This is a genomic window from Anaerobium acetethylicum, from assembly GCF_900096945.1.
Taxonomy (GTDB): domain Bacteria; phylum Bacillota; class Clostridia; order Lachnospirales; family Lachnospiraceae; genus Anaerobium; species Anaerobium acetethylicum.
In genome coordinates this window covers 23,082-46,022 of sequence record NZ_FMKA01000003.1, presented here as the reverse complement: position 1 = coordinate 46,022, position 22,941 = coordinate 23,082, and the positions used below count along the sequence as shown (strand labels likewise).

Genomic DNA, 22,941 nt, shown 5'->3' with positions numbered 1-22,941 from the left:
TTATGATAGAAGTGACAAAACTGAATGGATCCAGAATCCTGGTTAATGCCGAGCTGATGGAAACGGTTGAGGAAACTCCGGATACAGTGATTACATTTGTAAACGGAAAAAAAATAATCGTAAAAGAAAGTAGACAGGAAGTCAGAAATTTAGTAATATCATATAAAAGAGAAGTTGTGACGATTTCTGAAAATAAAACAAAAGAAATAGATTAGGTAGGTGACGTTTGTGGATTTGGCATCAATTATCGGTTTGGCAGGCTGCATTTTAATTATCATATACGGAATTGTATCGGGTGTTGACGGTTTTTCCGCGCTGGGGAACTTCGTTGATCCCCCATCTGTATATATAACGGTTGGAGGCACGCTTTTTTCTGTTCTTGCAGCCTATAGTCTGAAGGATTTTTTAACGGGATTAAAAGGGTTTGTACTGGTCTTTAAGTCGGCAGAAGTCAATGAGGCGGAAACCATAAAGAGTATTATTGAACTTTCAAATGTAGCCCGTAAAGAAGGGCTTCTTTCTTTGGAAGAAGCTGCAAACAATCTGGAAGACGAGTTCCTAAGGAAAGGAATTCTGCTGATTGTTGACGGTACCGATCCGGAACTTGTCCGTGCGATTCTCGAAACAGAACTTACCTGCATCGAGAGCAGGCATAAGGTGGTAATCGGATTTTGGGAAAACATAGCGACGATGGGTCCGGCCTGGGGTATGATCGGAACGCTGATCGGACTGATCAACATGCTCAAGAGGCTGGATGATGCTGCATCGATAGGTCCGAACATGGGAATTGCCCTCATAACGACTTTATACGGCTCTATGCTGGCCAACTGGATAGGGACGCCAGTTGCAGCGAAGCTGAAGTATCAGAACGATGTAGAAATCATGATTAAGGAAGTGATGATCGAGGGGCTGCTTTCCATACAGGCGGGCGAAAATCCAAGAGTTATCGAAGAAAAGCTCAAATCCTTTATATCTCCTAAGCAGCGTCTGGAAATGCAGGAAGCTGTCGGAGGTGCGTAAGTATGGCTAGAAGAAAACTGGAAGACCCTCCAAAGGGCCTTGCCCCGTGGCTGGCAACATTCGGGGATCTGATGAATCTGCTCCTTTGCTTCTTCGTGCTTCTATTCTCCATGTCGAACATTGATGCGCAGAAGTACGCAGAAGTAGCGGCTTCCTTTGCGAGCAGTTTCAGCATCTTTCAGAGCGGAGGCACCGGAATCGGAGAGGGTGTACTGGTATCGAGCGGCACTACCCAGCTGAATCTTCTTGATGAATATTTCAGCACCATGGGCAGGTCTGAGGAAGGCGAAGAGACTGATGACAAAGAGGAATTCAAAAAGGCCCAGCTGGCTGAATCGGAAAAGATGTCGGAGGATATCACCAAAGCAGTTGAAAGCAGCGGGATTGCGGATAAGGTACGGATTGACTTTACAACCCAGTATGTCAGGCTGACGCTGAACGGGGCACTGCTCTTCGATTCGGGAAAAGCGGAGGTCAGGGAGGAGTCCCTGCATATTGTAGACCGGGTGGGGAACATTCTTCTGCAGTATGCGGACCATGTGATTGAAATAGAAGGCCATACTGACAACGTTCCGATCAGCAGCCCGCTATATAAAAATAACAATGTACTGTCTACGTTCCGTGCCCTTTCGGTCTCGGAATACCTGATCAATGAGAAGGGACTATCGCCGGAAAAACTGAAATATTCGGGCCGGGGAGAATATGTGCCGGTTGCGGATAACGCAACTGCCGATGGAAGAGCCAGAAACAGACGTGTCGAAATCAAGATCTACAATACATTGAGTGAATGATAAAGGAGTAACAGGATGAAAAAGAACCTATTGAGCATGATGATTCTTGCACTTGTTCTAATGAATACAGTCATGAATGCGGTTATTATTTTTGCCGTTCTTCCGGCAGCAAAAAAGACGGACACCCTTGTAACCAAAATATGCAGTCTGGTCGATCTCGAACTGGAGAGCGAGGAAGAAGCCACCGGCAAAGTTGATATAGCAAATATTGAAGTTTACGATATTGCAGACAAGCTGACAGTAAACCTTGCAAAAGGAGATGATGGTGCAGCACATTATGCGGTAGCCTCTGTTTCCATTTCGATGAACTCGAAAGATCCGGATTATGAGCAGTATAAAGACGCAGTCGCAACAAAGGAAAGTCTGATTAAGAGCAGAGTGATTGAAATTATTTCCAGCCGCACCATAGAAGAGGCTCAGGGGAACACGGAGGGGGTGCAGACTGAGATTCTGACAGCCCTTCAGGAGATGTTTGATTCCAAGTTCATTATCGATGTCGCTTTCAGGGATATTATATTCCAGTAATGTAGCAGATTGTCCAGATAGAAAAGCGATAAGGAGGTGGAAACAAATGGGAGAAGTGTTGTCCCAAAACGAGATTGACAGCCTGCTGCAGGCACTGAGCTCCGGTGAAATAGATGCGGATGAGATTAAGGAAACAGAAAAAAGACTGGTCAAGCCTTATGATTTTGCAAGACCGGCAAAATTTTCAAAAGAACATCTCAGGACGCTGGAAATCATATTTGAACATTATGGAAGACTGTTATCTACAAATCTGCCTGGATATTTAAGGTCAAACGTCCTGGCGGAAGTGGTGAATTCTGAAGCAGCAACCTATTCTGAATTTACAAATGCACTTTCAAATCCTGTACTGCTTGGAATTGTCAGTATGCCGCCGCTTCAGGGAAACATTATCATCGAACTGTCTGCCAACATGGGATATGCCATCGTAGACAGGATGCTGGGAGGCAAAGGCGTTATACTGGAAAAAAACAGGGAATTTACTGAAATCGAACTCTCAATCGTTGAACGTGTCATGAATATGGCAGTCAATCTTCTGAGGAACCCCTGGAAGAATGTTGTGGAAACAGAACCCAGACTGGAGAGGATAGAGACCAATTCTCAGTTTGCCCAGATCATCTCACCAAGCGAGATGATCGCCATAGTAACAATCAACCTGAAAATAGGCCCTGTGCAGGGACTGATAAACATCTGCCTTCCTTATATGGTACTGGAAGACGTCATGAATAAGCTCAATACGAAATTCTGGTTTTCCAATATGCAGACAAAAGATGAGAGCAGCCATGAGGAAGAGATTCAGGAGCGGATCGCTAATGCAGAGCTGCCGATTAAAGCAGTGCTTGGGAATAGCCGGATATCGGTAAGTGATTTCATGAACCTCCAGACCGGGGACATCATAAAAATAAATACGAAGGTCGAACAGGAATTAGATGTATACGTAGGAAATATCAGGAAATTCACGGCCCTGCCCGGTGCATCAGGAGATGCATATGCAGTAAGGATTACATCAGTTATTAGAGAGGAGCAGTAAAAGAATGGACGGTATGCTGTCGCAAGAAGAAATAAACGCATTACTGGGCAGTATGGCATTCGATGATGATGAAGCAGGCCAGGGGATAACTGAAGAGACCCTGACTCCTGAAGAACAGGATGCCATAGGAGAGATTTCAAACATTAACATGGGAACTGCAGCTACTACCCTTTATTCTCTTGTTAGCAGAAGGGTGACGATCACTACGCCGGTAGTGTCCTATGCTACCTGGGATGACGTTGTTGCAAATTATGACAGGCCATGTGTGTTCATACAGATTTCCTATAAACAGGGTCTGGATGGAAATAATATCCTGGTTTTGAAAGAAAAAGACGTAAAAGTCATAACCGACCTGATGATGGGAGGGGATGGAACAAATACAGATGTCGAACTTGGGGAACTACATCTGAGTGCAATAAGCGAGGCCATGAACCAGATGATGGGATCCTCGGCAACATCGCTTTCCTCGATGCTGAATAAAAAGATAGATATCAGCCCGCCAACTGCGTGTCTGATCAATCTTGAGGATGCCGCTGACGGTGCTGAAATATCAGAATTTCTGGCTGGAAGATTTGTAAAGATCGGGTTCAAGATGGAGATAGAGGGTCTGGTCGACAGCGAGATCATGCAGCTTTATCCCTTTGAGTTTGCCATAGAACTCTATAACAGGTTCAAGGAGACCATGAGCATGTCGTCAGGCGGAACCCAGGATGAACCGGCAGAGCCTCAGATGATGCCGACTCCCCAGCCACAGCCTGAAACAGTGCCGGAAATGGGAATGCAGATGCCGGAAATGGAGATGCAGATGCCAAACATGGGAGGGCAGATGCCGAACATGGGAATGCAGATGCCGAACATGGGAATGCAGATGCCGAATATGGGAATGCAGATGCCGAATATGGGAATGCAGATGCCGAATATGGGAATGCAGATGCCGAACATGGGAATGCAAACTCCGTACATGCAGCCGAATGTAAATGTTCAACAGGCCCAGTTCCAGTCTTTTTCCAATAATGTCAATATTCCAAACAACCCGGAAAACATAAACCTGATTATGGATGTACCGCTTGAAGTAACAGTCGAACTTGGAAGGACCACGAAGTCGATCCATGATATCCTTGAATTCTCGCCAGGAACCATTATAGAGCTGAACAAGATAGCAGGCGAGCCGGTAGATGTGCTGGTTAACGGCAAATTTGTCGCCAAAGGTGAAGTGGTTGTAATCGAAGAAAACTTCGGAATAAGAATAACGGAAATATTGTGAGTATGAAGGACATGGTCCTGAATAGTTGAGAATAAACCATAATAAATAGAAAGCAGGAGTGATAGTATGGCAAAGAATATTTTAATATGTGATGATGCGGCGTTTATGAGAATGATGATCAAGGACATACTTACGAAAAATGGATATAACATTGCCGGCGAGGCGGAAAACGGAATCAAGGCTGTTGAGAAATACAGCGAAACAAAGCCGGATCTGGTCTTGATGGATATTACAATGCCGGAAATGGATGGCATACAGGCTTTAAAGAAAATCAAGCAGGCTGATCCTGGTGCAGTTGTAATTATGTGTTCAGCAATGGGACAGCAGTCAATGGTAATCGAATCGATACAGTCAGGCGCAAAAGATTTTATTGTAAAGCCTTTTCAGGCAGACAGGGTCCTTGAAGCAGTAAAAAAGGTAGTCGGTTAACGAATGATGGTGGTGCTTATTACAGGAAGCTCCGGACTGGAGAGCTTCATTCAGCTTATAACAGTCCTGCTGATCTTCCTTTTTGTGCTGGCGGTGACTTATTTTACGACAAGATGGATTGGAAAATACCAGCAGGGACAGCAGCAGCATAAAAACATCCAGGTTCTGGAAACGACAAGGCTGACTAACAACAAATGCCTCCAGATCGTAAAAGCAGGAGATGCATATCTGCTCATAGCAGTATGCAAGGATTCTGTTACAATGCTCACAAAGCTGGAAGAAAGCAGTATAAAAGAGATGCAGGCGGAACATCCGGTACCGGGTGAAAGCTTCAGCGATGTGCTGAAAAAAATAAAATCCCAAAAAGCAGGTAGGAGTCAGCATGTTCAGAATAGCAAAAGGTAAACATCAGTTATTTTTAAATATCATAATCGGAATAGTTGCGGTTTTGCTCCTTGCATCAGGAGTGCATGAAACTGCATACGCAACTGCCGGAAATCCGGTTTCCGACAGCAGCGGGCCTGACGCGGTGACGGAAGACACAGGGCTGAACATATCCTACGACAGTGGGGGAACCACTTTGTCAGGAAGCCTGAAGATGCTGATCATCCTCACACTCATATCTCTTGCACCCTCTCTTCTGATTATGCTGACTTCGTTTACAAGGATACTGATTGTGCTGCATTTTACAAGATCCGCACTTTCCACGCAGTCAGCGCCGCCTAATCAGGTTCTGATCGGGCTGTCGCTGTTTCTGACTTTTTTCATCATGAGCCCCATACTCACACAGATAAACGAACAGGCAATCAAGCCTCTTGACAGGGGCGAAATCACCCAGGAACAGGCTTTGGAAGTGGGACTTAAACCCCTCCGCGAATTTATGTACGAGCAGACAAAGACAAAAGATCTGAAGCTTTTCCTCGATATCGCCGGCATCACAGAAGCAGAGGGAACGGAAGACATACCGACAACCGTACTCATCCCAAGCTTTATCATAAGCGAGCTGCGTACGGCTTTTATAATTGGATTTCTGATTTACATCCCTTTTATTATAATCGATATGGTTGTGGCTTCAACCCTCATGTCCATGGGAATGATGATGCTTCCGCCGACGACGATATCCATGCCGTTCAAGATTCTGCTGTTCATACTGGCAGATGGATGGAATCTGATAGTAGGAAGCCTTGTGAAAACATTTTACTGATATAAATGGTAACTGTTCAGAACCCCTGTCTCGCGAGGTGTTTTTTATGCTGAATTTGCATAAAAACCCGAGACATGCGTGTGCCAAATTGCCGATTTTGCAATTTGTGTGCATCATCTGTGACTATGAAGGACGTAGTCCTGAATAGTTACTATAATGAATGATGAAGGAGTGGTCATATGACACAGGAAGCTGTAATGGATTTAGCAAGGGAAACCTTGTACATAATGATTATCACGTCAGCGCCTCTGCTGCTGATCTCCCTTATAGTAGGGCTTGTGATCAGCATATTTCAGACTGTCACTTCGATACAGGAACAGACGCTGACTTTTGTCCCCAAGATTCTGGCGGTTTTTGTCGGGATCATGATATTCGGATCCTGGATCATGACGGTCATCAACAATTATGTTGTCAGGCTGTGGTCTGACTTCAGCATATACATAGGTTAGAATAATGGCGGATATAACATTCAATTTTGGGAATTTCGATTTTTTTCTGCTGATACTGGTGAGGATGGCCTCATTCGTATTTCTGGCACCTTTTTTCGGTTCTAGTGACACCCCACAGAGGATAAAAGCAGGTTTTTCGATATTTGTCTCTGTAGTGCTTTTTCAGGTGGTTCCCAAAAGCACCCTGGAATATGCATCGGCTACAGGCTTTGCTGTTATAGCTTTGAAAGAAGGAATTACGGGGCTGCTCATAGGGTTTGCAGCCAGCATCTGCAATTCCATCGTTTTGTTTGCGGGAAGGCTGATTGATATGGAAATCGGCCTGTCCATGGCGACGATGTTCGATCCGGTCAGCAGGCAGGAATCGAGCATTTCGGGCACCATGTATTCCTATTTCGTCATGCTGCTGCTGATCATAACCAATATGCATCATTACCTGATCCGTGTCCTGGCTGATTCCTTTACGCTGGTGCCGGTGGGAGGAGCCATATTCGATACCGGCAGCCTGTATTCCTCCATGATGGGATTCATGACGGATTTCACAGTAATCGGATTCCGCATTGCGCTGCCTGTATTTGCAGTGAATCTGATCATCAATGCAGTCCTTGGCATCCTTGCAAAAGTTGCACCCCAGATGAACATATTTGTGGTAGGAATGCAGCTGAAGATTCTTGCAGGGCTTGCAATATTGCTCCTGACTGTGGGGATGCTTCCTGGAATCTCGGATTTCATCTTCACCGCAATGAAGAAAATGATAGTTGCTTTTATTAAAGGAATGTACTGATTATGGAAATGAGAAACATGCACAGAGACGAGATGCCGAAAAATTTATTGCGCTATAATCTGCAGTACTTTGCGGCAGACGGAGGCGGCGGGGAAAAGACCGAGCCTGCCTCAGCAAAAAAAATGACGGATGCAAGAGAAGAAGGACAGGTCGCAAAAAGTAAGGAACTTGGGTCCGCCCTGGCCCTGATAGCCCTTTTCATGATTCTGAAATATTTTGGAGGCAGCATGGCTCAGGATTTTTTGGACGTGTTCAGATCCATATACGGAAAAATCCCTGAACTGGCCGGTGGCAGCGGAACGCTTACGGTAAAGGGTGCTGGGGCGCTGATGAATCTGATGGCGTTGAAAATACTCGCCATACTTGCCCCTGTACTCATAATAGCTACAGCAACGGCAATTGCGGCGGATATCGTACAGGTAGGCTGGAAAGTCACCAGCAAGCCCATGATGCCGAAGCTGAGCAAAATCAATCCGATTTCCGGATTTAAAAGAATGTTTTCAGTGCAGTCCCTGGCAGAGCTTGTAAAATCAATTCTCAAAATAGGGGTAATTTCCTATGTTGCCTATGACACGCTGAAGGATCAGATGGGGTTCATGTTCATTCTTTACGATATGCCTCTTCCTACGGCCATTGGAATGGTCTGCGATATGGTGATCAGTCTGGGGCTGAAGATCAGCTTCATATATCTGATCATCGGTTTCGGAGATTATGCATTCCAGAAGTTCAAATTAAAAAAAGATCTGAAAATGACGAAGCAGGAGGTCAGGGACGAGTACAAAAACTCAGAAGGAAATCCTGAAATAAAAGGGAAAATAAAGAGCAGGATGAGGGAGGCCTCACAGAAGAGGATGATGAAAGCTGTTCCCACAGCCGACGTAGTAATCACAAATCCGACTCATTTTGCAGTTGCCATAAAATACGACACGGAGGCATCAAAAGCACCGGTCGTCATAGCGAAGGGGGAAGACTACCTGGCTATGAAGATAAAAGAGACAGCGAAGGAAAACAAGATAGAAATAGTAGAAAACAAGCCGCTGGCAAGAATGCTTTATCATAATGTCGATGTTGATGCTGAAATTCCCCCTGAACTTTACCAGGCGGTAGCGGAAGTCCTGGCATATGTATACAGCTTGAAGAAGCAGTAGGATAAAATTTCATTTAGAAAAGAAAGGAGGAGTGGAGATGAAAAAATCAGAATTGGGAGTAGGCCTGTTTTTAATGGCGGCAATCGTATTCTTAATCATCCCCATCCCGTCACTGCTTCTGGACGTTATGCTTTCCGTCAATCTTTCCGTTTCCATGGTGATCATGTTTACGGCGCTTTTTTCGAAGGACATCCTTAGCATGTCGGCATTTCCGACAATCATCCTGTTCACGACAATGTTCAGGATTGCGCTTAATGTTTCAAGCACGAAGCTGATACTGACAAAAGGAGACGCAGGCAACGTGGTGGAGACTTTCGGCGAATTCGTAGGCGGCGGAGATATGATTCTTGGAGTAATTATATTCATCATACTGATCCTGGTGCAGTTTATCGTCATCAACAAGGGATCGGAGAGGGTTGCTGAAGTTTCAGCAAGATTTTCACTGGACGCCATGCCCGGAAAACAGATGGCCATAGATGCGGACCTGAATACCGGTGCCATAAGCGATGCGGAGGCAAGGGAGAGGCGTGAAAACCTGCAGAGGGAATCAAGCTTCTTTGGTGCCATGGATGGTGCGACAAAGTATGTGAAGGGGGATGCGGTAACAGGCCTCATCATCACGGTCATCAATATTGTCGGAGGACTTTCGATCGGCGTACTGAGGCAGGAACTGCCTGTGGCAGAGGCTCTTGCAAAATATTCTGTTCTGACGATCGGCGACGGTCTGATCAGTCAGATCCCGTCATTGATGATTTCCCTCTCAACAGGTATTATCGTCACGAAAGCAAGCAACAAAGCGGACTTCACCTCCGCAGTCATCGGGCAGCTCTTTTCTCTGCCAAAAGTGCTTTATATGGTTGGCGGAACGCTGATATTTCTTGGTATAGCAACGCCCCTGAGCACCTTCCTTTTTGTGGCAGAAGGAATCATGTTTATACTGGCAGGAAGATGGGCAGATAAGAAGCAGGGAATCGCAGCCATAGAGCAGGAGGCTGACGCTGACGAAAGCCAGGCAGAAGAAATCAGGAGGCCCGAAAACGTGGTTTCGCTGCTGCAGGTGGATCCGATAGAACTGGAATTCGGATACGGAATCATACCACTGGCTGACGTAAACCAGGGAGGCGACCTTCTTGACAGGGTGGTCATGATCAGGCGGCAGATAGCCATAGAACTTGGAACAATCGTACCGATCATACGCCTCAGGGATAACATTCAGCTGAACCCGAACCAGTATATCATAAAAATAAAAGGTGTACAGGTCAGCAGCGGGGAAATTCTTTTTGACCATTACATGGCCATGAATCCGGGGTTCGTGGAGGAGGAAATCACGGGAATCCCTACATTTGAGCCATCCTTCCATCTTCCGGCTATCTGGATTACAGAGGGACAGCGGGAACGGGCGGAAAGCCTGGGTTATACGGTAGTTGATCCGCCGTCCATTATAGCGACCCACCTGACGGAAATCATCAGGACACACATAGACGAGCTTCTTACAAGACAGGATGTCCAGAATCTCGTGAACAACCTGAAGGAGTCGAATCCGGCGCTGATCGAGGAACTTGTTCCAAAGGCACTCGGACTTGGCGAGATACAGAGGGTGCTGCAGAACCTCCTGAAAGAAGGCATTTCAATCAGAGATCTGCTGACGATTTTCGAAGCGCTTTCAAACAATGCGGGAATAACGAGGGATACGGACATACTGACGGAATATGCAAGGCAGGGTCTGAAGAGGGCTATTTCCCATAAATATTTTCCAGCTGGAGAGGCGACCAGCGTCATCACCCTGGATCCGAAGATTGAGCAGGATATCATGGGCTCTGTCAAGCAGACGGAACAGGGAGCATATCTTTCACTGGACCCGGAAAGGACGCAGGGCATCCTTGCATCCGTCGAGCAGGAAATCAAAAAGCTTGAAAATCTCGGAAGGAATGCAATTGTCATTACGTCCCCTATCGTAAGGATGTATTTTAAAAAGCTTACAGAGGATTATTTTAAAGACTTAATCGTAGTATCATACAACGAAATAGATTCCAACGTTGAATTACAGTCAGTAGGGATGGTGACCGAATCATGATCATAAAAAAATATCAGGGCAGGACGGAAGCGGAGGCTGTTCTAAAGGCAAAGGAAGAGCTGGGAAGCACCGCAATCGTCATGAATGTAAAAATAACAAGGCCGAAAGGAATATTCAGATTTTTCAGGTCAGGCACCACTGAGGTCACGGCAGCGCTTGAAGAACCGGAAGATGTTCTTAAAGAAACCTCTGCCATTGAAAAACGCCTGGACAGTCTCCAGAGCATGCTTGAACGCCAGACGGCAACCGGCAGCGAATTGAAAAGGGAAGTTGGTTCAGACGCAGTGAAAGAAGAGGCCGTGGAAAAGAGCGAAGCATTTCATTGCATGCAGCTGATCTACAGCACCATGATTGAAAATGAAGTAGACGAAAAATATGCAAACCAGATTATCGGAGAGATTGACCAGAATATGAGGAGCGAAGCTGAGCTTGGATCCATACTGGCAGGCATTTACCAGAAAATGATATTGAAATTCGGAGAGGCAAATCCGATCACCCTTTCGGACCAGAAGCCAAAAACCGTATTTTTCATCGGACCCACCGGGGTCGGAAAAACCACTACCATCGCAAAAATCGCTTCCAGATTCTGCGTTGAGGAAAAGAAGAAAGTGGTGCTTCTTACCGCAGATACCTATAGGATCGCTGCAGCGGAACAGCTCAGAACCTATGCAAATATCCTGGATATCCCTTTCAGGGTAATCTATACGCCTGAGGAGCTTCAGCAGGCCGAAGAGGATTACGCAGACTATGACCTTATCCTGGTCGATACGGCGGGTCATTTTTACAAGAACGAGGACCAGAAAGGCGAGATTAAAAATCTGCTGGATTCCATGGACCAGGAAGCTGAGACCGAGGTATTCCTGGTGGTCAGCGCAACAACAAAGTACGCCGATCTGATCGAGATTACCCAGGCATATGCGGGAATGGCTGATTACAAGCTGATTTTCACAAAAACCGATGAAACGGCGAAGCTGGGGAATCTGCTGAATATTAAGCTGCATTCGGGTGCGGAAATGTCATATATAACCTGTGGCCAGAATGTACCTGACGATATCGAGCAGTTCAATGGGCAGAGTATCGTCAAACGGCTTTTAGGAGGGAAGTAAGCAATGGATCAGGCAGAACGGCTTAGAACTATCATAAAAATGAACAGACAGGATAACAGCCAGAAGAAAATACAGAACCAGGATCATCCGAAACCGGCGAAGGTGATAGCTGTCACAAGCGGGAAGGGCGGAGTAGGAAAATCCAACGTATCGATAAATCTTGCCATACAGCTGACAAAGCTGCAGCACAGGGTGGTCATTTTCGATGCTGATTTCGGACTGGCCAACATAGAGGTCATGTTCGGGGCTGTTCCAAAGTATAATTTCAGCGATCTGATCTACGGAGGAAAAGGCATCAGGGACATCATAACCCAGGGGCCTATGGGCATTGGTTTTATATCAGGAGGATCCGGGATTCCCGGCATGGGGAACCTGACGAAGCCTCAGATCGAATATCTGGCAGGCTGCCTCTGTGAACTGGACGAGATAGCTGATATCATCATTATTGACACGGGTGCGGGAATATCGGATTCGGTCGTCAGTTTTCTGACGGCATGCGCTGAAATCCTGCTGGTAGTGACGCCGGAACCGACTTCGGTAACGGACGCCTACTCGCTCCTTAAGATATTGAACAGGACTCCGGGATTTGGCAATGAAAATACCAGCATACGTGTGGTAACGAACAGGGTCGGGTCTGAGCATGAAGGCGCAGTTCTTTACAGTAAGCTGAATGCAGTGGTCAAAAGGTTTCTTGATATCAGAATAGGATTCCTGGGTTATGTCCCGGAAGACAGGAATATATCGAGAGCTGTCATACAGCAGACCCCGATCAGCATCCAGAACCCCTGGGCAAAATCATCGAAGGCCTTCGAACGGCTGGCTTCTGTATTTGCAGAAAGTACCCAGAACCAGCCGCAGCAGCAGGGCTTCGTCCAGATCATTGCCGGGCTGATGAACAGAAAAATGTAGAATAAGGGGTTTGATTATGATTTCAGACATACTATCCATAGGGGACAAAGCAGAAGTCAAGGCAGTGCGAAGGGACGGAGACGTCAAAGAAATAAAAATCGATAACCGGAAATTAAAGAGCCAGGTAATAGATATCACAGGCGAAACAGATATAAAGGTCACCATGCCTATGGAAGGAGGCAGAATCATACTTCTGCCTTTAAACGGGATATTTGAAATGATTTTCTATACGGAAAAAGGCCTTTACAGATGCTTTGGAAGAGTCGTGGAGCGGAACAGGAGCGGCAATATTTATTATCTGGTTGTGAAACTTATATCAGCCCTTGTCAAGTTTCAGAGAAGGGAGCATTATAGATTCAGATGCACCATCAATACGTATTTCAGACCGCTGACGGAGGCGGAAAGCAGCAGGGAGGACCTGGAAAGCCTGCTGATGGGAATTGCCGAAGAAATGGAAGCTCCCGCAAAAAAATTCGAGCAGGGCACCATTGTGGATATAAGCGGAGGCGGTATGAATCTGGTCACCGACCGGCAGCTTGAAAAAGGAAGCCTCATGGCTATCTGCTTTCATATACAGCAGAATTTTATACTGAGGGAGTTTCATGTAATCGGCAGAGTGCTGCTTTCGGAAGAAACGGCCAACAGAAAGTCGTCCTTCGGAAACAGAATTGAGTTTGAACAGATCGTAAGTGATGAAAGAGAAGCGATTATCCGATATATATTTGAAGAAGAAAGAAAAATCCGCAAGAGTGAAAAGAGCTGAAAAATATGAAAAAAAATATTCTGATTGTTGATGACTCCGCGCTTATGAGAAGAGTCATGAGCGATATTGTGGAATCGGATAAACGGTTCCGGACTGCAGATATGGCAAAAGACGGGCTCGAGGCTTTTGAACTGCTGATTGAAAAGGAATACGATGCCGTCCTGCTTGACATCAATATGCCCAGGATGACAGGGCTTGAACTATTAGAACAGCTTCAGAAAAACAAGATGAAGGCCAGGATCGTAATGGTCAGTACACTGACCAGAGAAGGTGCGGCAGAAACAATCAGAGCCCTTGAACTTGGAGCTTTTGATTTCGTCACCAAGCCGGGAAATTACCTGGAAGCCAGAGGCATCGGCTTTAAGCAGGCACTGCTCGAGATGCTTGCGGCAGCAGTAATGCCCCGTTCTGGTGAGAAGTCTCAGGAGCCTGTCTGCAGAAAGACAGTGCGGGCCCTGAAGGATACGGAGGTCAGCAGAAACACCGCTGAAGCCGGAGGATCCAGGGTTGTGGCCCTTGCCTGTTCCACTGGAGGCCCAAGGTCTTTACAGTCGGTCCTGCCGCTGATTCCCGCTGATATAGATGCCGGCATACTGATTGTACAGCATATGCCCCCCGGATTTACCAATTCCCTTGCCCTGCGCCTTAACGAAATGAGCCGGATCAGGGTGAAGGAAGCAGAGGATGGGGAAATGATAGAAAATGGATGCGCATACATAGCACCCGGCGGAATGCATATGAAAATCGCCAGGGACGGTATGAAAAGGCACAGGGTCCTGCTCACGAAGGACGCTCCTGTCGGAGGACTCAGGCCATGCGCAAACCTGATGTACGAATCGCTTCTGGACTGCGGTTTCGATGAAATCATCTGTGTGGTGATGACAGGAATGGGCAGCGACGGAACTGAAGGCATACGCAGACTCAGCACGGGAAAAAGCACCTATGTCATAGCCCAGGACGAAGCGACAAGCGTTGTATATGGAATGCCCAAGGCAATAGCAGATGCCTGTCTTGCAGATGCAGTAGTGCCGCTCGACAAATTATCTGAATCAATTATGAAGAATGTGGGGGTACATGAAAATGGATGTTAGCCAGTATTTGGAAATTTTTATCGATGAAACAAAAGAACATTTACAGAGTCTGAACGAGCACCTGCTCATTATAGAGAAGGAGCCTGATAATAAGGATACGATAAACGAAATCTTCCGTGCTGCCCATTCCCTTAAAGGGATGGCAGGCACTATGGGCTATAAGAGGATGCAGCGGCTGACCCATGATATGGAAAATGTGCTGTCTGAAATCAGGAACGGAAAGATGAGCGTGACTGCAGAACTGGTCGATGTGCTTTTTCAGTGCCTGGATGCCCTTGAAGCATATCTGGAAAATATCCAGCAGACATCGGACGAGGGAACTGACGATAATGAAAAGATCGTCGGAGAACTGAACCGGCTGCTCGGCGGCGAAAGCACTGCGGCGGTTATAGCGAAAACAGCAGGAAAAACTGCAGCACCGGCTTCTGATGAAAACAAATACAGAAGCATCAAAATTGCGGATTATGAGATGCATGCATTCGATGAGGCTGTCAGCCAGGGAATGAATGTATACGGTCTGACTGTTTATGTACAGGAAAGCTGCGTGCTGAAAGCGGCCAGAGCGTTTCTTGTGTTTAAGGCAATAGAAGAACTTGGTGAAATTGTCAGAGCAGAGCCAGGCGTAGATGATATCGAAGATGAAAAATTCGATTTTGATTTCAGCCTGCTTGTGATTTCAGAGCATCCGGTTGAAAAAATAATCAAGGCTGTTGAAAACGTTTCGGAAATTGCAAAAGCAACAGGAGGCAAAATCGAACTCAAATCTGATTCTGTATCCGAAGCCGGAAGTGCCGAAACCAAGGAAAATGAAAAGGAACAGCCAGGGGAAGCAAAGGAACAGAAAAACCAGGCTGTTTCCACAAAAAAGCAGGGAAAACCTGTTTCAAACCGCACAGTGAGAGTCGACATAGAGAAACTGGATGAACTGATGAACCTGGTCAGCGAACTCATTATTGCAAAAAACAGCATCGTGTCGGCCGATTCCACTGATTCAGGCAGAGGCCGTAATGGTTTTCGTGATCAGATTGAATACCTGGAAAGGGTTACGACAAATCTCCATGAATCCGTGATGAAAGTCAGGATGGTTCCTATCGAGAGCGTTGTAAACCGCTTTCCGAGGATGATCAGGGATCTGAGCAAGAAGCTGGACAAAAAAATGGAACTGTATATGAGCGGTGAGGATACCGAACTGGACAGAACGGTAATAGATGAGATCGGCGATCCCCTCATGCATCTGCTGAGAAACTCAGCCGATCACGGACTGGAATCTGGAGAAAAACGTATCGCCCGGGGAAAGAATGAACAGGGAGCTATTTTTCTGGATGCCTATCAGGACGGAAACAACGTGGTGATAGAAGTAAGGGATGATGGAAATGGGATTGATGTTGAGAACGTAAGGGAAAAAGCTGTTGAAAGAGGAACCATTACCAGAGAACAGGCGGACACCATGAACGACAGGGATATCATAAACCTGCTGTTCCTGCCAAGCTTTTCAATGTCGAAAAAAGTTTCGGATATTTCAGGCAGAGGTGTCGGACTTGATGTGGTCAAGTCAAAAATAGAGAGCCTTGGGGGGGACGTCGAGGTCAGAAGCGTTCTTGGAGAAGGAAGTAAATTTATCATAAGGCTTCCACTTACCCTGGCGATCATACAGGCGCTTATGGTGGAGGTCGCAAAAGAAAAGTATGCGATTCCATTGGGAACGATCCAGACCATAGAAGATATACCGGTGTCTGATATCAGGCATGTACAGGGAAGGGAAGTAATCCATCTCAGGGGAGCTGTAATCCCGGTCGTACGGATGAACGGTATATTGGAAACCGGAGCTGTAGAAGAGGCGCAGGAAAATATGACTGTCGTCATCATCAAGAAGGGCGACAGATTCGCAGGGCTGGTTGTTGACAGCCTTATAGGACAGCAGGAAATCGTAATCAAGCCGATTGGAAAATATATCAGAAACAGCAAGCTGATCAGCGGAGCAACCATTCTCGGCGATGGAGAAGTAGCGCTGATCCTTGATGTCAATACTTTAGTATAGGGGGTGCCGGAATGGAAGAAAATAAAGCAGAATCAGGACCGATTCAGTACATCGTCGTCAGGATTGAAGATGAACAGTACGGTTTTGATATTAAATACGTGGATAACATTGTGCGCATGCAGAAAATCACCAGAGTCCCGAAGGCTCAGCATTATTTCAGAGGGGTGATCAATCTCAGAGGAGAAATCGTGCCGGTTATGAGCATCAGAACAAAAATGGGCCTTTCCGAAGATGAGTTTACAAATGAAACCAGGATCATTATTCTTGAACCTGAGCAGCAGGGAGCAGTTGGTGTCATTGTAGACGAGGTAAGGGAAGTAGTAACTCTCGAAGATGCCGATGTGGACAGACAGATGTGCGTTTCTGCTGAAGGCAGGAGCTCATTCATAAACGGAGTAGGGAAGCATAATGATGAACTGATTTCGCTATTTGACATCAGTGCCGTTATTTCAGACTAGATAAACAGGGAGGCGCGGCAAATGCCAAAAGTCGATTTGGATAACATGGATTCGGTTTATTTTGATGTGCTTAAGGAAATAGGCAATATCGGAGCCGGGAATGCAACCACGGCTCTTGCAAAGCTTCTGAACATGAGGATAGACATGAAGATTCCGAAGGTTGCAATGACAGGATTCGATCAGCTTACCTCTGTGGTCTGCAGCGAAGAAGAGATCGTTGTGGGAATCTATTTGCTGTTGGAGGGCGATGTGGCAGGAAGCATGATGTTCCTGTTAAAAGAGGCTTCGGCCCACCGCCTTGCAGACCAGCTTATGGGCAGGGAAAAACCAGCGGGGAACACATTTTCTGCAATGGATTTATCAGCACTGCAGGAGGCAGGGAATATAATTGCAGGTGCATATCTGTCATCCCTGTCGGCCCTTACCAATCTGACAATTACAGCATCGGTTCCCTATATCAGTATAGATATGGCCGGAGCAATTCTCAGCGTACCGGCAATTGAATTTGGAAAAACCGGCGACAAGGCACTGCTTATTGAGACCTGCATATCAGCAAAAATGATGATCAGCGGGTATTTCATTCTTATTCCGGAGCTGGCATCCTACGACAGGATTCTGGAAGCTCTGGGTCTATAACAGGGTGGTAAAGTGAAAATGAACGAGATGATCAAAGTAGGGATGGCAGATTACAAAGTCTGTCCTTATCCGGAAGCGATTACTACGCTGGGGCTGGGTTCGTGCGTAGGCATCGCACTTTATGATCCGGTATCAAGGGTTGCGGGCCTCGCCCATGTGATGCTGCCGGACAGCACAAAAATCAGTAACAACAGGAACAAGGCGAAATTTGCCGACACGGGAATTACCGGGCTGGTAGAGGCTATGGTGGAGTCGGGTGCGGTAAAAAGAAGACTCGTAGCAAAGATTGCGGGCGGAGCCCAGATGTTTGCTTTCAGCAGACAAAGCGATATGATGAAAATCGGCTTACGGAATGTAGAGGCTACAAAGATGAAGCTGCGGGAACTAGGCATAGCTGTTTTGGCTGAAGATATAGGGGATAACTATGGCAGGACGATAGAATTCCATTCCGCTTCGGGGGAATTGAAGGTCAAATCCGTTGGGAGACCGCCGAAATCAATATAAGGATATGTTGAGGAGGACAGGATGAATACAAGACAGATACCGGCCATAATCATGCTGATTGCAGGGCTTATTACATGTATTGTTACAGCATTTCAAAAAGTAAACACAATGACATTCCTGACAACGCTTTTTATGGTGCTGCTGGTTTTCTATGTATTGGGATGTATTGTAAAAATAGTGGTTGAGCGAACGATAAACACAGATAACAACAAAGACCAGGAAGAGACATCAGAGGAGGAGACGGAAAAATAAACAGGAAAGGCATCAGGCCGAATGGAGGAAAATATGGACGAAACGGGGAAACAGAAGTTATGGGAGGCTTATTCAAAAGGCAGAACGCCTGAATTAAGAGAAAAAATCATTATTGAATATGCCCCTCTTGTTAAACTGGTAGCAGGAAGGCTCAGCATGTATCTGGGCTATAATGTTGAGTATGACGACCTGGTTGGATATGGAATATTTGGCCTCATTGATGCAATAGACAAGTTTGATTATACAAAGGCTGTGAAATTTGAAACTTACGCAAGTCTCAGAATCAGGGGGGCTATACTGGATCAGATACGTAAGATGGACTGGATACCGAGGACGCTGAGACAGAAACAGAAGAAGATTGATGCAGCGAACAGAATGATCGAGGCTGAATCCGGAAAGTCCGCCACAAATGAAGAAGTGGCAGCAAAGCTGGAAATATCCCAGGATGAGCTGCTGAACTGGAAGTCCCAGATGAAAATAACAAATCTGGTATCACTGAACGAATATCTCGAGCAGGGTAGCGACATACCTTATGAAGGCGGAAAATCCTCGCATTTCGAACAGCCGGAAAAAATCGTGGAGAGCAGCGAATTGAAGGAAACCCTTGCCCAGTCCCTGGAACTTCTCACCGAGAAGGAAAAGAAGGTGATTCTTCTGTATTATTATGAAGATATGACGCTCAAGGAAATCAGCAAGGTGCTTGAAGTATCTGAATCGAGGATTTCACAGCTCCATACGAAGGCTCTGCAGAAGATGAAACAGAAAATGGGAAGCTATATGGGCATACTGAACAGCATATAAGGAGTGCAGAATATGGGGCAGACGAACGGAGATCTGGGACAGAATCAGGATGAAATGCTGAAAATAGAAGTTTCATCTGATAAAATGAAGGCTACGGCAAGATTTTACCCGCCATCTGAGCAGGGACAGAGGCTGACCCTGTCAGAAATAACGGACTATCTGGCTTCGAAAGAAATCAGGCATGGTATAGACATTCCGGCAATAGAAAGCTTTTTGAAGGAGAGGGACTACTCTGCAGAGTATATCGTGGCAAAAGGAACCGAACCGGTAAAAGGAAAGGATGCAGAAATAAGGTATCATTTCAATAGAGAACTGAAGGCAAGGCCAAAACTCAATGATGACGGTACTGTTGATTTCCACCAGCTCAATAATATCAGTCATGTTGAAAAGGGCGAGGTGCTTGCTGTTTTAATAAAGGAAACACCCGGGCAGCCAGGACAGAACATTTATGGGGAAATATTGAAGCCCAGGGAAGCGAAAAAGAAGATGCTCAGATTCGGAAGGAATATATCGCTTTCCGAAGATAAACTGTCGATCGTGTCAGATGTAAGCGGACATGTATCCCTGATAGATGGCAAGGTTCTTGTATCTGATGTCTATGAAGTGAAAGGCGATGTGGATACCTCCACCGGCGATATCATTTACGAAGGAAGCGTTGTGGTGTATGGAAATGTCAGAAGCGGATTCAAAGTCAGTGCAGCCGGAAACATTGAGGTCAGGGGATTTGTAGAGGCAGCAGCTCTTGAAGCAAAAGGACACATAGTACTCAGGCGCGGTATACAGGGCATGGGCAAAGGAAGCCTTTATGCAGGAGGAAATATCATAACGAAATTCATTGAGAGTGCCCAGGCAACAGCACAAGGCGACGTCATTGCAGAAGCAATACTCCACAGCAGGGTCTCTTCAAAGGGTGAAATCTGTGTAGAAGGACGGAAAGGCTATATCATCGGCGGAATGGTAAGGGCTGCAAATCTGGTAAAAGCGAATACGCTGGGTTCCCCGATGGGTTCGGATACAGTGATCGAAGTCGGTGCAGACCCACTGATGAAGGAACAGTATCAGGAGCTGAAGAAGGAAGTCCGAAATCAGGAGAAGGAACTTGCCAGGATGATGCCGATTTTATCGGCATTCAGAAAAAAACTTGGAATGGGAGAAAAAATTGCGTCTGACAAAATGCAGGATATACGTAAACTTGCAGAGGTCTTCCGTGGAATAGAAATCAGCTATGAGGAAAATAAAAACGAGATAGAGAAGATAAGCGGTATCCTGGCCAGGGATACAGATGCAAGAATAAAGGCCAGCGGTACCATATATCCGGGAACAAGGCTTGTGATTTCTGATTCCATGCTCTTTATAAGGGATGAAAGGAAATACAGCCAATTCGTAAGAGAAGGCGCAGAAATCAAAATGCTGCCGCTCTAGGCTGCTCTGGCAGCTGTCCAGTATAGAGATAGCAAGGAGAAACAGATGACAGTTTTAGAAATGTGTCTAATCATAATAGGCATTGCCCTGGTTGCGGGAAGTTACTTCATTTCCGAAAAAACATCTGATCAAAGCGGAGGACCCGTCGCTAAGGCAGATGTTTTTAAAACCATGATAGAGAAGGAAATCATAGAAGCAAAGCTGAAAATTGACAGCACTGTTGATGAGACCGCGGAAAATGTAGTAGAGAAGACAGAAAGGGAACTTGCAAAATTATCAAATGAAAAGATAATGGCTGTAAGCGAATATTCTGATACAGTACTTGCTGAGATCAACAGGAGCCACAAGGAAGTGATGTTTTTATACAGCATGCTCAACGATAAGGAAAAAGCCATAAAAAAAGACCTGGGAGGACCGGAAGCGAAGCCTTTGCAACCGGCAGAAGCGGCAGGTCCGGTTTCTCTGAAAGGGTTGGAAGAAGAGACTAAGCAAGAAACTAAGCAAGAAACTAAGCAAGAAACTAAGCAAGAGACTAAGCAAGAGACTAAACAAGAAACTAAGCAAGAGACTAAGCAAGAGACTAAACAAGAGACAGAAGAAACAGAAGAAGAGACTAAAGAAGAGATCAAAGAAAAAATCAAAGAAGAAACCAAAGAAATCAGAAATACTGGCACAAACAGCAACAGCAAAATTATGGATTTGTACAAAAACGGAATGACGCATCTGAAAATTGCTAAGGAACTGGGAATAGGAGTCGGTGAAGTCCGGCTTGTGCTGGATCTATTTAAAGAGGAAAGAAAATGAAATCAAGCCATTATGTAAGAGGTCTGGGAACAGGAATAATCATAGCTGCGGCAGTGCTGTCCATCGCATTCAGCTTCCGGGACCAGACCATGAGCAACAAGGAAATTATGGAAAAAGCAGAGGCGCTCGGAATGGTAAGGGAGGAGAATGTCCTCTTCCTGAAGGCGGAAGGAAAAGCGGAAGACGAGGAGAAGGGGACATTGGAAACAGCCGGGAATCAGGCGGCTGAAATGGTTCAGGAGGAAGAGGCATCAGATCAGGCAGCAACGCTGCCACCAGCAGAGGAATCTGCAGAGGAAGGAGACCTTTCATCGGCAGAGATATCCGGAGGCAGAACAGAACCATACGGGGCGTCAGATGTGGCAATTACAATCACTCCCGGAATGTGTTCCGAAGACATTGCAGACCTTCTGGAAGCAGCCGGACTTGTCGGAAAAAGTGAAAACTTTATCTCCTACCTGGAAAAGTGCGGTTACCAGAATTCAATACAGACCGGAGACTATGTATTCGGGAGCGATTCCACATACGAAGAGATTGCAGAAACGATTTCAGGACATTAGCAGGATGCATATTTGGGATGGAAGCGTGTTACTAGTCACAGAGTGAACAGTAATGCCGGAGTGGATAGTTCGTTACTATTCAGAGCCGGATAAATGAATAAAAAAGAGCCTACTCGATTCATCATAAGAGTAGACTCTTTCTGTATTGATTATTTTGGTGCCAAAACGGAAAATTTCATTTCATCCCCATGAATTTTGGACCCCATGAACTGCTCTATAAAATCAAAATATCCATCAGCCCCGTTCTGTTTAACCCATGTATCTATCGATTCTTTTATTCTCAAAAGACAGCGGACGGGTTCAACATAGTAAGCATGAAGCTGGTCATGATCGGATAAATCAATAGTTGTCTGGCTAGTGATGACTTCTTTTACTTCTTGGTTTGTAAAGGGATCGAATGCCATAAGAAGTGCTCTTTCAAGGCGCTGATTGTCATCGTCTCGAAAAGAATCCGTATTAATGCTTTCTCCTGTACATTGTTCTTTTACATCGAAGAGAACTAATGCAATGGCCTCTCTGAGCCTTCTGCTATTAGAGGAAGGATATTTACGGTGGATTTTAAGCGCGTTACCTTCTAACGGCATCAGCATCATAGCATGATATTCTTCCTGGCCAGAGTTTACTTTCCCAAATTCTTTTTCCATCTGAGAAAAGATTTTTTCAAATTGATAGTATTGCATAGTGACCTCCTGTATGTTTATAACTTCAAATTATTATATAATAAGAATTATCGCCTTAATCGGGATGTGTTTATTGTATGATATGCCAATTACTAATGCAAGAAAAAATGCTGAAAAGTGCTCATTTTTCAAGGCGTTTTAACACAATGGAGTACAAAATAAATGGGTTATGTGTTGAGGAGAAGATGTTGAAAAATAACAC

General features: G+C 45.6%; 27 protein-coding genes. 26 read left to right on the top strand and 1 reads right to left on the bottom strand.

The window, feature by feature from the left end:
* Positions 1 to 2 precede the first annotated feature (2 nt).
* From BJR36_RS04395 to BJR36_RS04270, 26 genes are all read left to right on the top strand, one after another.
* The gene (locus BJR36_RS04395) at positions 3 to 215 is read left to right on the top strand and encodes a flagellar FlbD family protein (RefSeq protein ID WP_091230692.1); all 213 of its coding nucleotides are present in this window, start codon (positions 3 to 5) and stop codon (positions 213 to 215) included.
* Between the two features lie 13 nt (positions 216 to 228).
* Positions 229 to 1,020 carry a motility protein A gene (locus BJR36_RS04390; RefSeq protein ID WP_091230690.1) on the top strand — a complete coding sequence of 264 codons (792 nt, stop codon included), beginning with the start codon at positions 229 to 231 and terminating at the stop codon, positions 1,018 to 1,020.
* A 2-nt stretch (positions 1,021 to 1,022) separates the two neighbouring features.
* Positions 1,023 to 1,811, top strand: coding sequence for an OmpA/MotB family protein (locus tag BJR36_RS04385; protein ID WP_091230688.1), 789 nt, complete (start codon positions 1,023 to 1,025; stop codon positions 1,809 to 1,811).
* Positions 1,812 to 1,826: 15 nt separating this feature from the next.
* On the top strand, positions 1,827 to 2,336 hold the full coding sequence (locus tag BJR36_RS04380; protein WP_091230686.1) for a flagellar basal body-associated FliL family protein: 510 nt from the start codon (positions 1,827 to 1,829) through the stop codon (positions 2,334 to 2,336).
* Positions 2,337 to 2,382: 46 nt separating this feature from the next.
* Positions 2,383 to 3,363: a flagellar motor switch protein FliM gene (gene fliM / locus BJR36_RS04375; protein ID WP_091230684.1), complete on the top strand. Its 981-nt coding sequence runs from the start codon at positions 2,383 to 2,385 to the stop codon at positions 3,361 to 3,363.
* 4 nt (positions 3,364 to 3,367) lie between these two features.
* Positions 3,368 to 4,627 carry a flagellar motor switch phosphatase FliY gene (gene fliY, locus BJR36_RS04370; protein ID WP_091230681.1) on the top strand — a complete coding sequence of 420 codons (1,260 nt, stop codon included), beginning with the start codon at positions 3,368 to 3,370 and terminating at the stop codon, positions 4,625 to 4,627.
* A 66-nt stretch (positions 4,628 to 4,693) separates the two neighbouring features.
* Positions 4,694 to 5,056, top strand: a complete 363-nt coding sequence (locus BJR36_RS04365) for a response regulator (RefSeq protein ID WP_091230679.1) — start codon at positions 4,694 to 4,696, stop codon at positions 5,054 to 5,056.
* 3 nt (positions 5,057 to 5,059) lie between these two features.
* Positions 5,060 to 5,461, top strand: coding sequence for a flagellar biosynthetic protein FliO (locus BJR36_RS04360; protein ID WP_242875453.1), 402 nt, complete (start codon positions 5,060 to 5,062; stop codon positions 5,459 to 5,461).
* On the top strand, positions 5,439 to 6,260 hold the full coding sequence (gene fliP, locus BJR36_RS04355; protein ID WP_091230676.1) for a flagellar type III secretion system pore protein FliP: 822 nt from the start codon (positions 5,439 to 5,441) through the stop codon (positions 6,258 to 6,260). Before BJR36_RS04360 ends, fliP begins: the two co-directional genes overlap by 23 nt.
* Before the next feature lie 179 nt (positions 6,261 to 6,439).
* Entirely contained in the window at positions 6,440 to 6,709 is a 270-nt protein-coding gene (gene fliQ, locus BJR36_RS04350; RefSeq protein ID WP_091230674.1) for a flagellar biosynthesis protein FliQ, read from the top strand.
* 4 nt (positions 6,710 to 6,713) lie between these two features.
* Positions 6,714 to 7,493, top strand: coding sequence for a flagellar biosynthetic protein FliR (gene fliR / locus BJR36_RS04345; RefSeq protein WP_091230671.1), 780 nt, complete (start codon positions 6,714 to 6,716; stop codon positions 7,491 to 7,493).
* Positions 7,494 to 7,495: 2 nt separating this feature from the next.
* Positions 7,496 to 8,641 carry a flagellar biosynthesis protein FlhB gene (gene flhB, locus BJR36_RS04340; RefSeq protein ID WP_242875452.1) on the top strand — a complete coding sequence of 382 codons (1,146 nt, stop codon included), beginning with the start codon at positions 7,496 to 7,498 and terminating at the stop codon, positions 8,639 to 8,641.
* Positions 8,642 to 8,678: 37 nt separating this feature from the next.
* Positions 8,679 to 10,715, top strand: a complete 2,037-nt coding sequence (gene flhA / locus BJR36_RS04335; RefSeq protein ID WP_091230668.1) for a flagellar biosynthesis protein FlhA — start codon at positions 8,679 to 8,681, stop codon at positions 10,713 to 10,715.
* Positions 10,712 to 11,821 carry a flagellar biosynthesis GTPase FlhF gene (gene flhF / locus BJR36_RS04330; RefSeq protein ID WP_091230665.1) on the top strand — a complete coding sequence of 370 codons (1,110 nt, stop codon included), beginning with the start codon at positions 10,712 to 10,714 and terminating at the stop codon, positions 11,819 to 11,821. The genes flhA and flhF overlap by 4 nt, the downstream gene beginning before the upstream one ends.
* Before the next feature lie 3 nt (positions 11,822 to 11,824).
* The gene (locus BJR36_RS04325; protein ID WP_091230663.1) at positions 11,825 to 12,730 is read left to right on the top strand and encodes a nucleotide-binding protein; all 906 of its coding nucleotides are present in this window, start codon (positions 11,825 to 11,827) and stop codon (positions 12,728 to 12,730) included.
* 16 nt (positions 12,731 to 12,746) lie between these two features.
* Positions 12,747 to 13,493, top strand: coding sequence for a flagellar brake protein (locus tag BJR36_RS04320; RefSeq protein ID WP_091230661.1), 747 nt, complete (start codon positions 12,747 to 12,749; stop codon positions 13,491 to 13,493).
* A 5-nt stretch (positions 13,494 to 13,498) separates the two neighbouring features.
* Positions 13,499 to 14,584, top strand: coding sequence for a protein-glutamate methylesterase/protein-glutamine glutaminase (locus tag BJR36_RS04315; protein ID WP_091230658.1), 1,086 nt, complete (start codon positions 13,499 to 13,501; stop codon positions 14,582 to 14,584).
* Entirely contained in the window at positions 14,574 to 16,622 is a 2,049-nt protein-coding gene (locus BJR36_RS04310) for a chemotaxis protein CheA (protein WP_091230655.1), read from the top strand. The genes BJR36_RS04315 and BJR36_RS04310 overlap by 11 nt, the downstream gene beginning before the upstream one ends.
* Positions 16,623 to 16,633: 11 nt before the next feature.
* Complete coding sequence (locus BJR36_RS04305; protein WP_091230654.1) at positions 16,634 to 17,080, top strand: chemotaxis protein CheW; 447 nt, start codon at positions 16,634 to 16,636, stop codon at positions 17,078 to 17,080.
* Positions 17,081 to 17,101: 21 nt separating this feature from the next.
* Complete coding sequence (locus tag BJR36_RS04300) at positions 17,102 to 17,716, top strand: chemotaxis protein CheC (RefSeq protein ID WP_091230651.1); 615 nt, start codon at positions 17,102 to 17,104, stop codon at positions 17,714 to 17,716.
* A gap of 18 nt (positions 17,717 to 17,734) precedes the next feature.
* The gene (locus BJR36_RS04295; RefSeq protein ID WP_091230649.1) at positions 17,735 to 18,220 is read left to right on the top strand and encodes a chemotaxis protein CheD; all 486 of its coding nucleotides are present in this window, start codon (positions 17,735 to 17,737) and stop codon (positions 18,218 to 18,220) included.
* A gap of 21 nt (positions 18,221 to 18,241) precedes the next feature.
* On the top strand, positions 18,242 to 18,472 hold the full coding sequence (locus tag BJR36_RS04290; protein WP_091230646.1) for a hypothetical protein: 231 nt from the start codon (positions 18,242 to 18,244) through the stop codon (positions 18,470 to 18,472).
* A gap of 33 nt (positions 18,473 to 18,505) precedes the next feature.
* Entirely contained in the window at positions 18,506 to 19,273 is a 768-nt protein-coding gene (locus tag BJR36_RS04285) for a FliA/WhiG family RNA polymerase sigma factor (RefSeq protein ID WP_091231108.1), read from the top strand.
* Positions 19,274 to 19,285: 12 nt separating this feature from the next.
* Positions 19,286 to 20,695, top strand: coding sequence for a DUF342 domain-containing protein (locus BJR36_RS04280; RefSeq protein WP_091230643.1), 1,410 nt, complete (start codon positions 19,286 to 19,288; stop codon positions 20,693 to 20,695).
* A gap of 45 nt (positions 20,696 to 20,740) precedes the next feature.
* Entirely contained in the window at positions 20,741 to 21,499 is a 759-nt protein-coding gene (locus BJR36_RS04275) for a DUF6115 domain-containing protein (protein WP_091230641.1), read from the top strand.
* Complete coding sequence (locus tag BJR36_RS04270) at positions 21,496 to 22,059, top strand: hypothetical protein (RefSeq protein ID WP_091230638.1); 564 nt, start codon at positions 21,496 to 21,498, stop codon at positions 22,057 to 22,059. The genes BJR36_RS04275 and BJR36_RS04270 overlap by 4 nt, the downstream gene beginning before the upstream one ends.
* Positions 22,060 to 22,208: 149 nt before the next feature.
* Here the strand turns inward: BJR36_RS04270 and BJR36_RS04265 are convergent, their stop codons facing one another.
* Positions 22,209 to 22,739, bottom strand: coding sequence for a hypothetical protein (locus BJR36_RS04265; protein ID WP_091230635.1), 531 nt, complete (start codon positions 22,737 to 22,739; stop codon positions 22,209 to 22,211).
* Positions 22,740 to 22,941: the final 202 nt, after the last annotated feature.

Excerpts from the sequence above, each read along its gene's own strand:
- BJR36_RS04395 (WP_091230692.1), top strand. The coding sequence starts at position 3 with ATGATAGAAGTGACAAAACTGAATGGATCCAGAATCCTGGTTAATGCC.
- BJR36_RS04385 (WP_091230688.1), top strand. The coding sequence starts at position 1,023 with ATGGCTAGAAGAAAACTGGAAGACCCTCCAAAGGGCCTTGCCCCGTGG.
- BJR36_RS04380 (WP_091230686.1), top strand. The coding sequence starts at position 1,827 with ATGAAAAAGAACCTATTGAGCATGATGATTCTTGCACTTGTTCTAATG.
- fliM (WP_091230684.1), top strand. The coding sequence starts at position 2,383 with ATGGGAGAAGTGTTGTCCCAAAACGAGATTGACAGCCTGCTGCAGGCA.
- fliY (WP_091230681.1), top strand. The coding sequence starts at position 3,368 with ATGGACGGTATGCTGTCGCAAGAAGAAATAAACGCATTACTGGGCAGT.
- BJR36_RS04365 (WP_091230679.1), top strand. The coding sequence starts at position 4,694 with ATGGCAAAGAATATTTTAATATGTGATGATGCGGCGTTTATGAGAATG.
- BJR36_RS04360 (WP_242875453.1), top strand. The coding sequence starts at position 5,060 with ATGATGGTGGTGCTTATTACAGGAAGCTCCGGACTGGAGAGCTTCATT.
- fliP (WP_091230676.1), top strand. The coding sequence starts at position 5,439 with ATGTTCAGAATAGCAAAAGGTAAACATCAGTTATTTTTAAATATCATA.
- fliQ (WP_091230674.1), top strand. The coding sequence starts at position 6,440 with ATGACACAGGAAGCTGTAATGGATTTAGCAAGGGAAACCTTGTACATA.
- fliR (WP_091230671.1), top strand. The coding sequence starts at position 6,714 with ATGGCGGATATAACATTCAATTTTGGGAATTTCGATTTTTTTCTGCTG.
- flhB (WP_242875452.1), top strand. The coding sequence starts at position 7,496 with ATGGAAATGAGAAACATGCACAGAGACGAGATGCCGAAAAATTTATTG.
- flhA (WP_091230668.1), top strand. The coding sequence starts at position 8,679 with ATGAAAAAATCAGAATTGGGAGTAGGCCTGTTTTTAATGGCGGCAATC.
- flhF (WP_091230665.1), top strand. The coding sequence starts at position 10,712 with ATGATCATAAAAAAATATCAGGGCAGGACGGAAGCGGAGGCTGTTCTA.
- BJR36_RS04325 (WP_091230663.1), top strand. The coding sequence starts at position 11,825 with ATGGATCAGGCAGAACGGCTTAGAACTATCATAAAAATGAACAGACAG.
- BJR36_RS04320 (WP_091230661.1), top strand. The coding sequence starts at position 12,747 with ATGATTTCAGACATACTATCCATAGGGGACAAAGCAGAAGTCAAGGCA.
- BJR36_RS04315 (WP_091230658.1), top strand. The coding sequence starts at position 13,499 with ATGAAAAAAAATATTCTGATTGTTGATGACTCCGCGCTTATGAGAAGA.
- BJR36_RS04310 (WP_091230655.1), top strand. The coding sequence starts at position 14,574 with ATGGATGTTAGCCAGTATTTGGAAATTTTTATCGATGAAACAAAAGAA.
- BJR36_RS04305 (WP_091230654.1), top strand. The coding sequence starts at position 16,634 with ATGGAAGAAAATAAAGCAGAATCAGGACCGATTCAGTACATCGTCGTC.
- BJR36_RS04300 (WP_091230651.1), top strand. The coding sequence starts at position 17,102 with ATGCCAAAAGTCGATTTGGATAACATGGATTCGGTTTATTTTGATGTG.
- BJR36_RS04295 (WP_091230649.1), top strand. The coding sequence starts at position 17,735 with ATGAACGAGATGATCAAAGTAGGGATGGCAGATTACAAAGTCTGTCCT.
- BJR36_RS04290 (WP_091230646.1), top strand. The coding sequence starts at position 18,242 with ATGAATACAAGACAGATACCGGCCATAATCATGCTGATTGCAGGGCTT.
- BJR36_RS04285 (WP_091231108.1), top strand. The coding sequence starts at position 18,506 with ATGGACGAAACGGGGAAACAGAAGTTATGGGAGGCTTATTCAAAAGGC.
- BJR36_RS04280 (WP_091230643.1), top strand. The coding sequence starts at position 19,286 with ATGGGGCAGACGAACGGAGATCTGGGACAGAATCAGGATGAAATGCTG.
- BJR36_RS04275 (WP_091230641.1), top strand. The coding sequence starts at position 20,741 with ATGACAGTTTTAGAAATGTGTCTAATCATAATAGGCATTGCCCTGGTT.
- BJR36_RS04270 (WP_091230638.1), top strand. The coding sequence starts at position 21,496 with ATGAAATCAAGCCATTATGTAAGAGGTCTGGGAACAGGAATAATCATA.
- BJR36_RS04265 (WP_091230635.1), bottom strand. The coding sequence starts at position 22,739 with ATGCAATACTATCAATTTGAAAAAATCTTTTCTCAGATGGAAAAAGAA.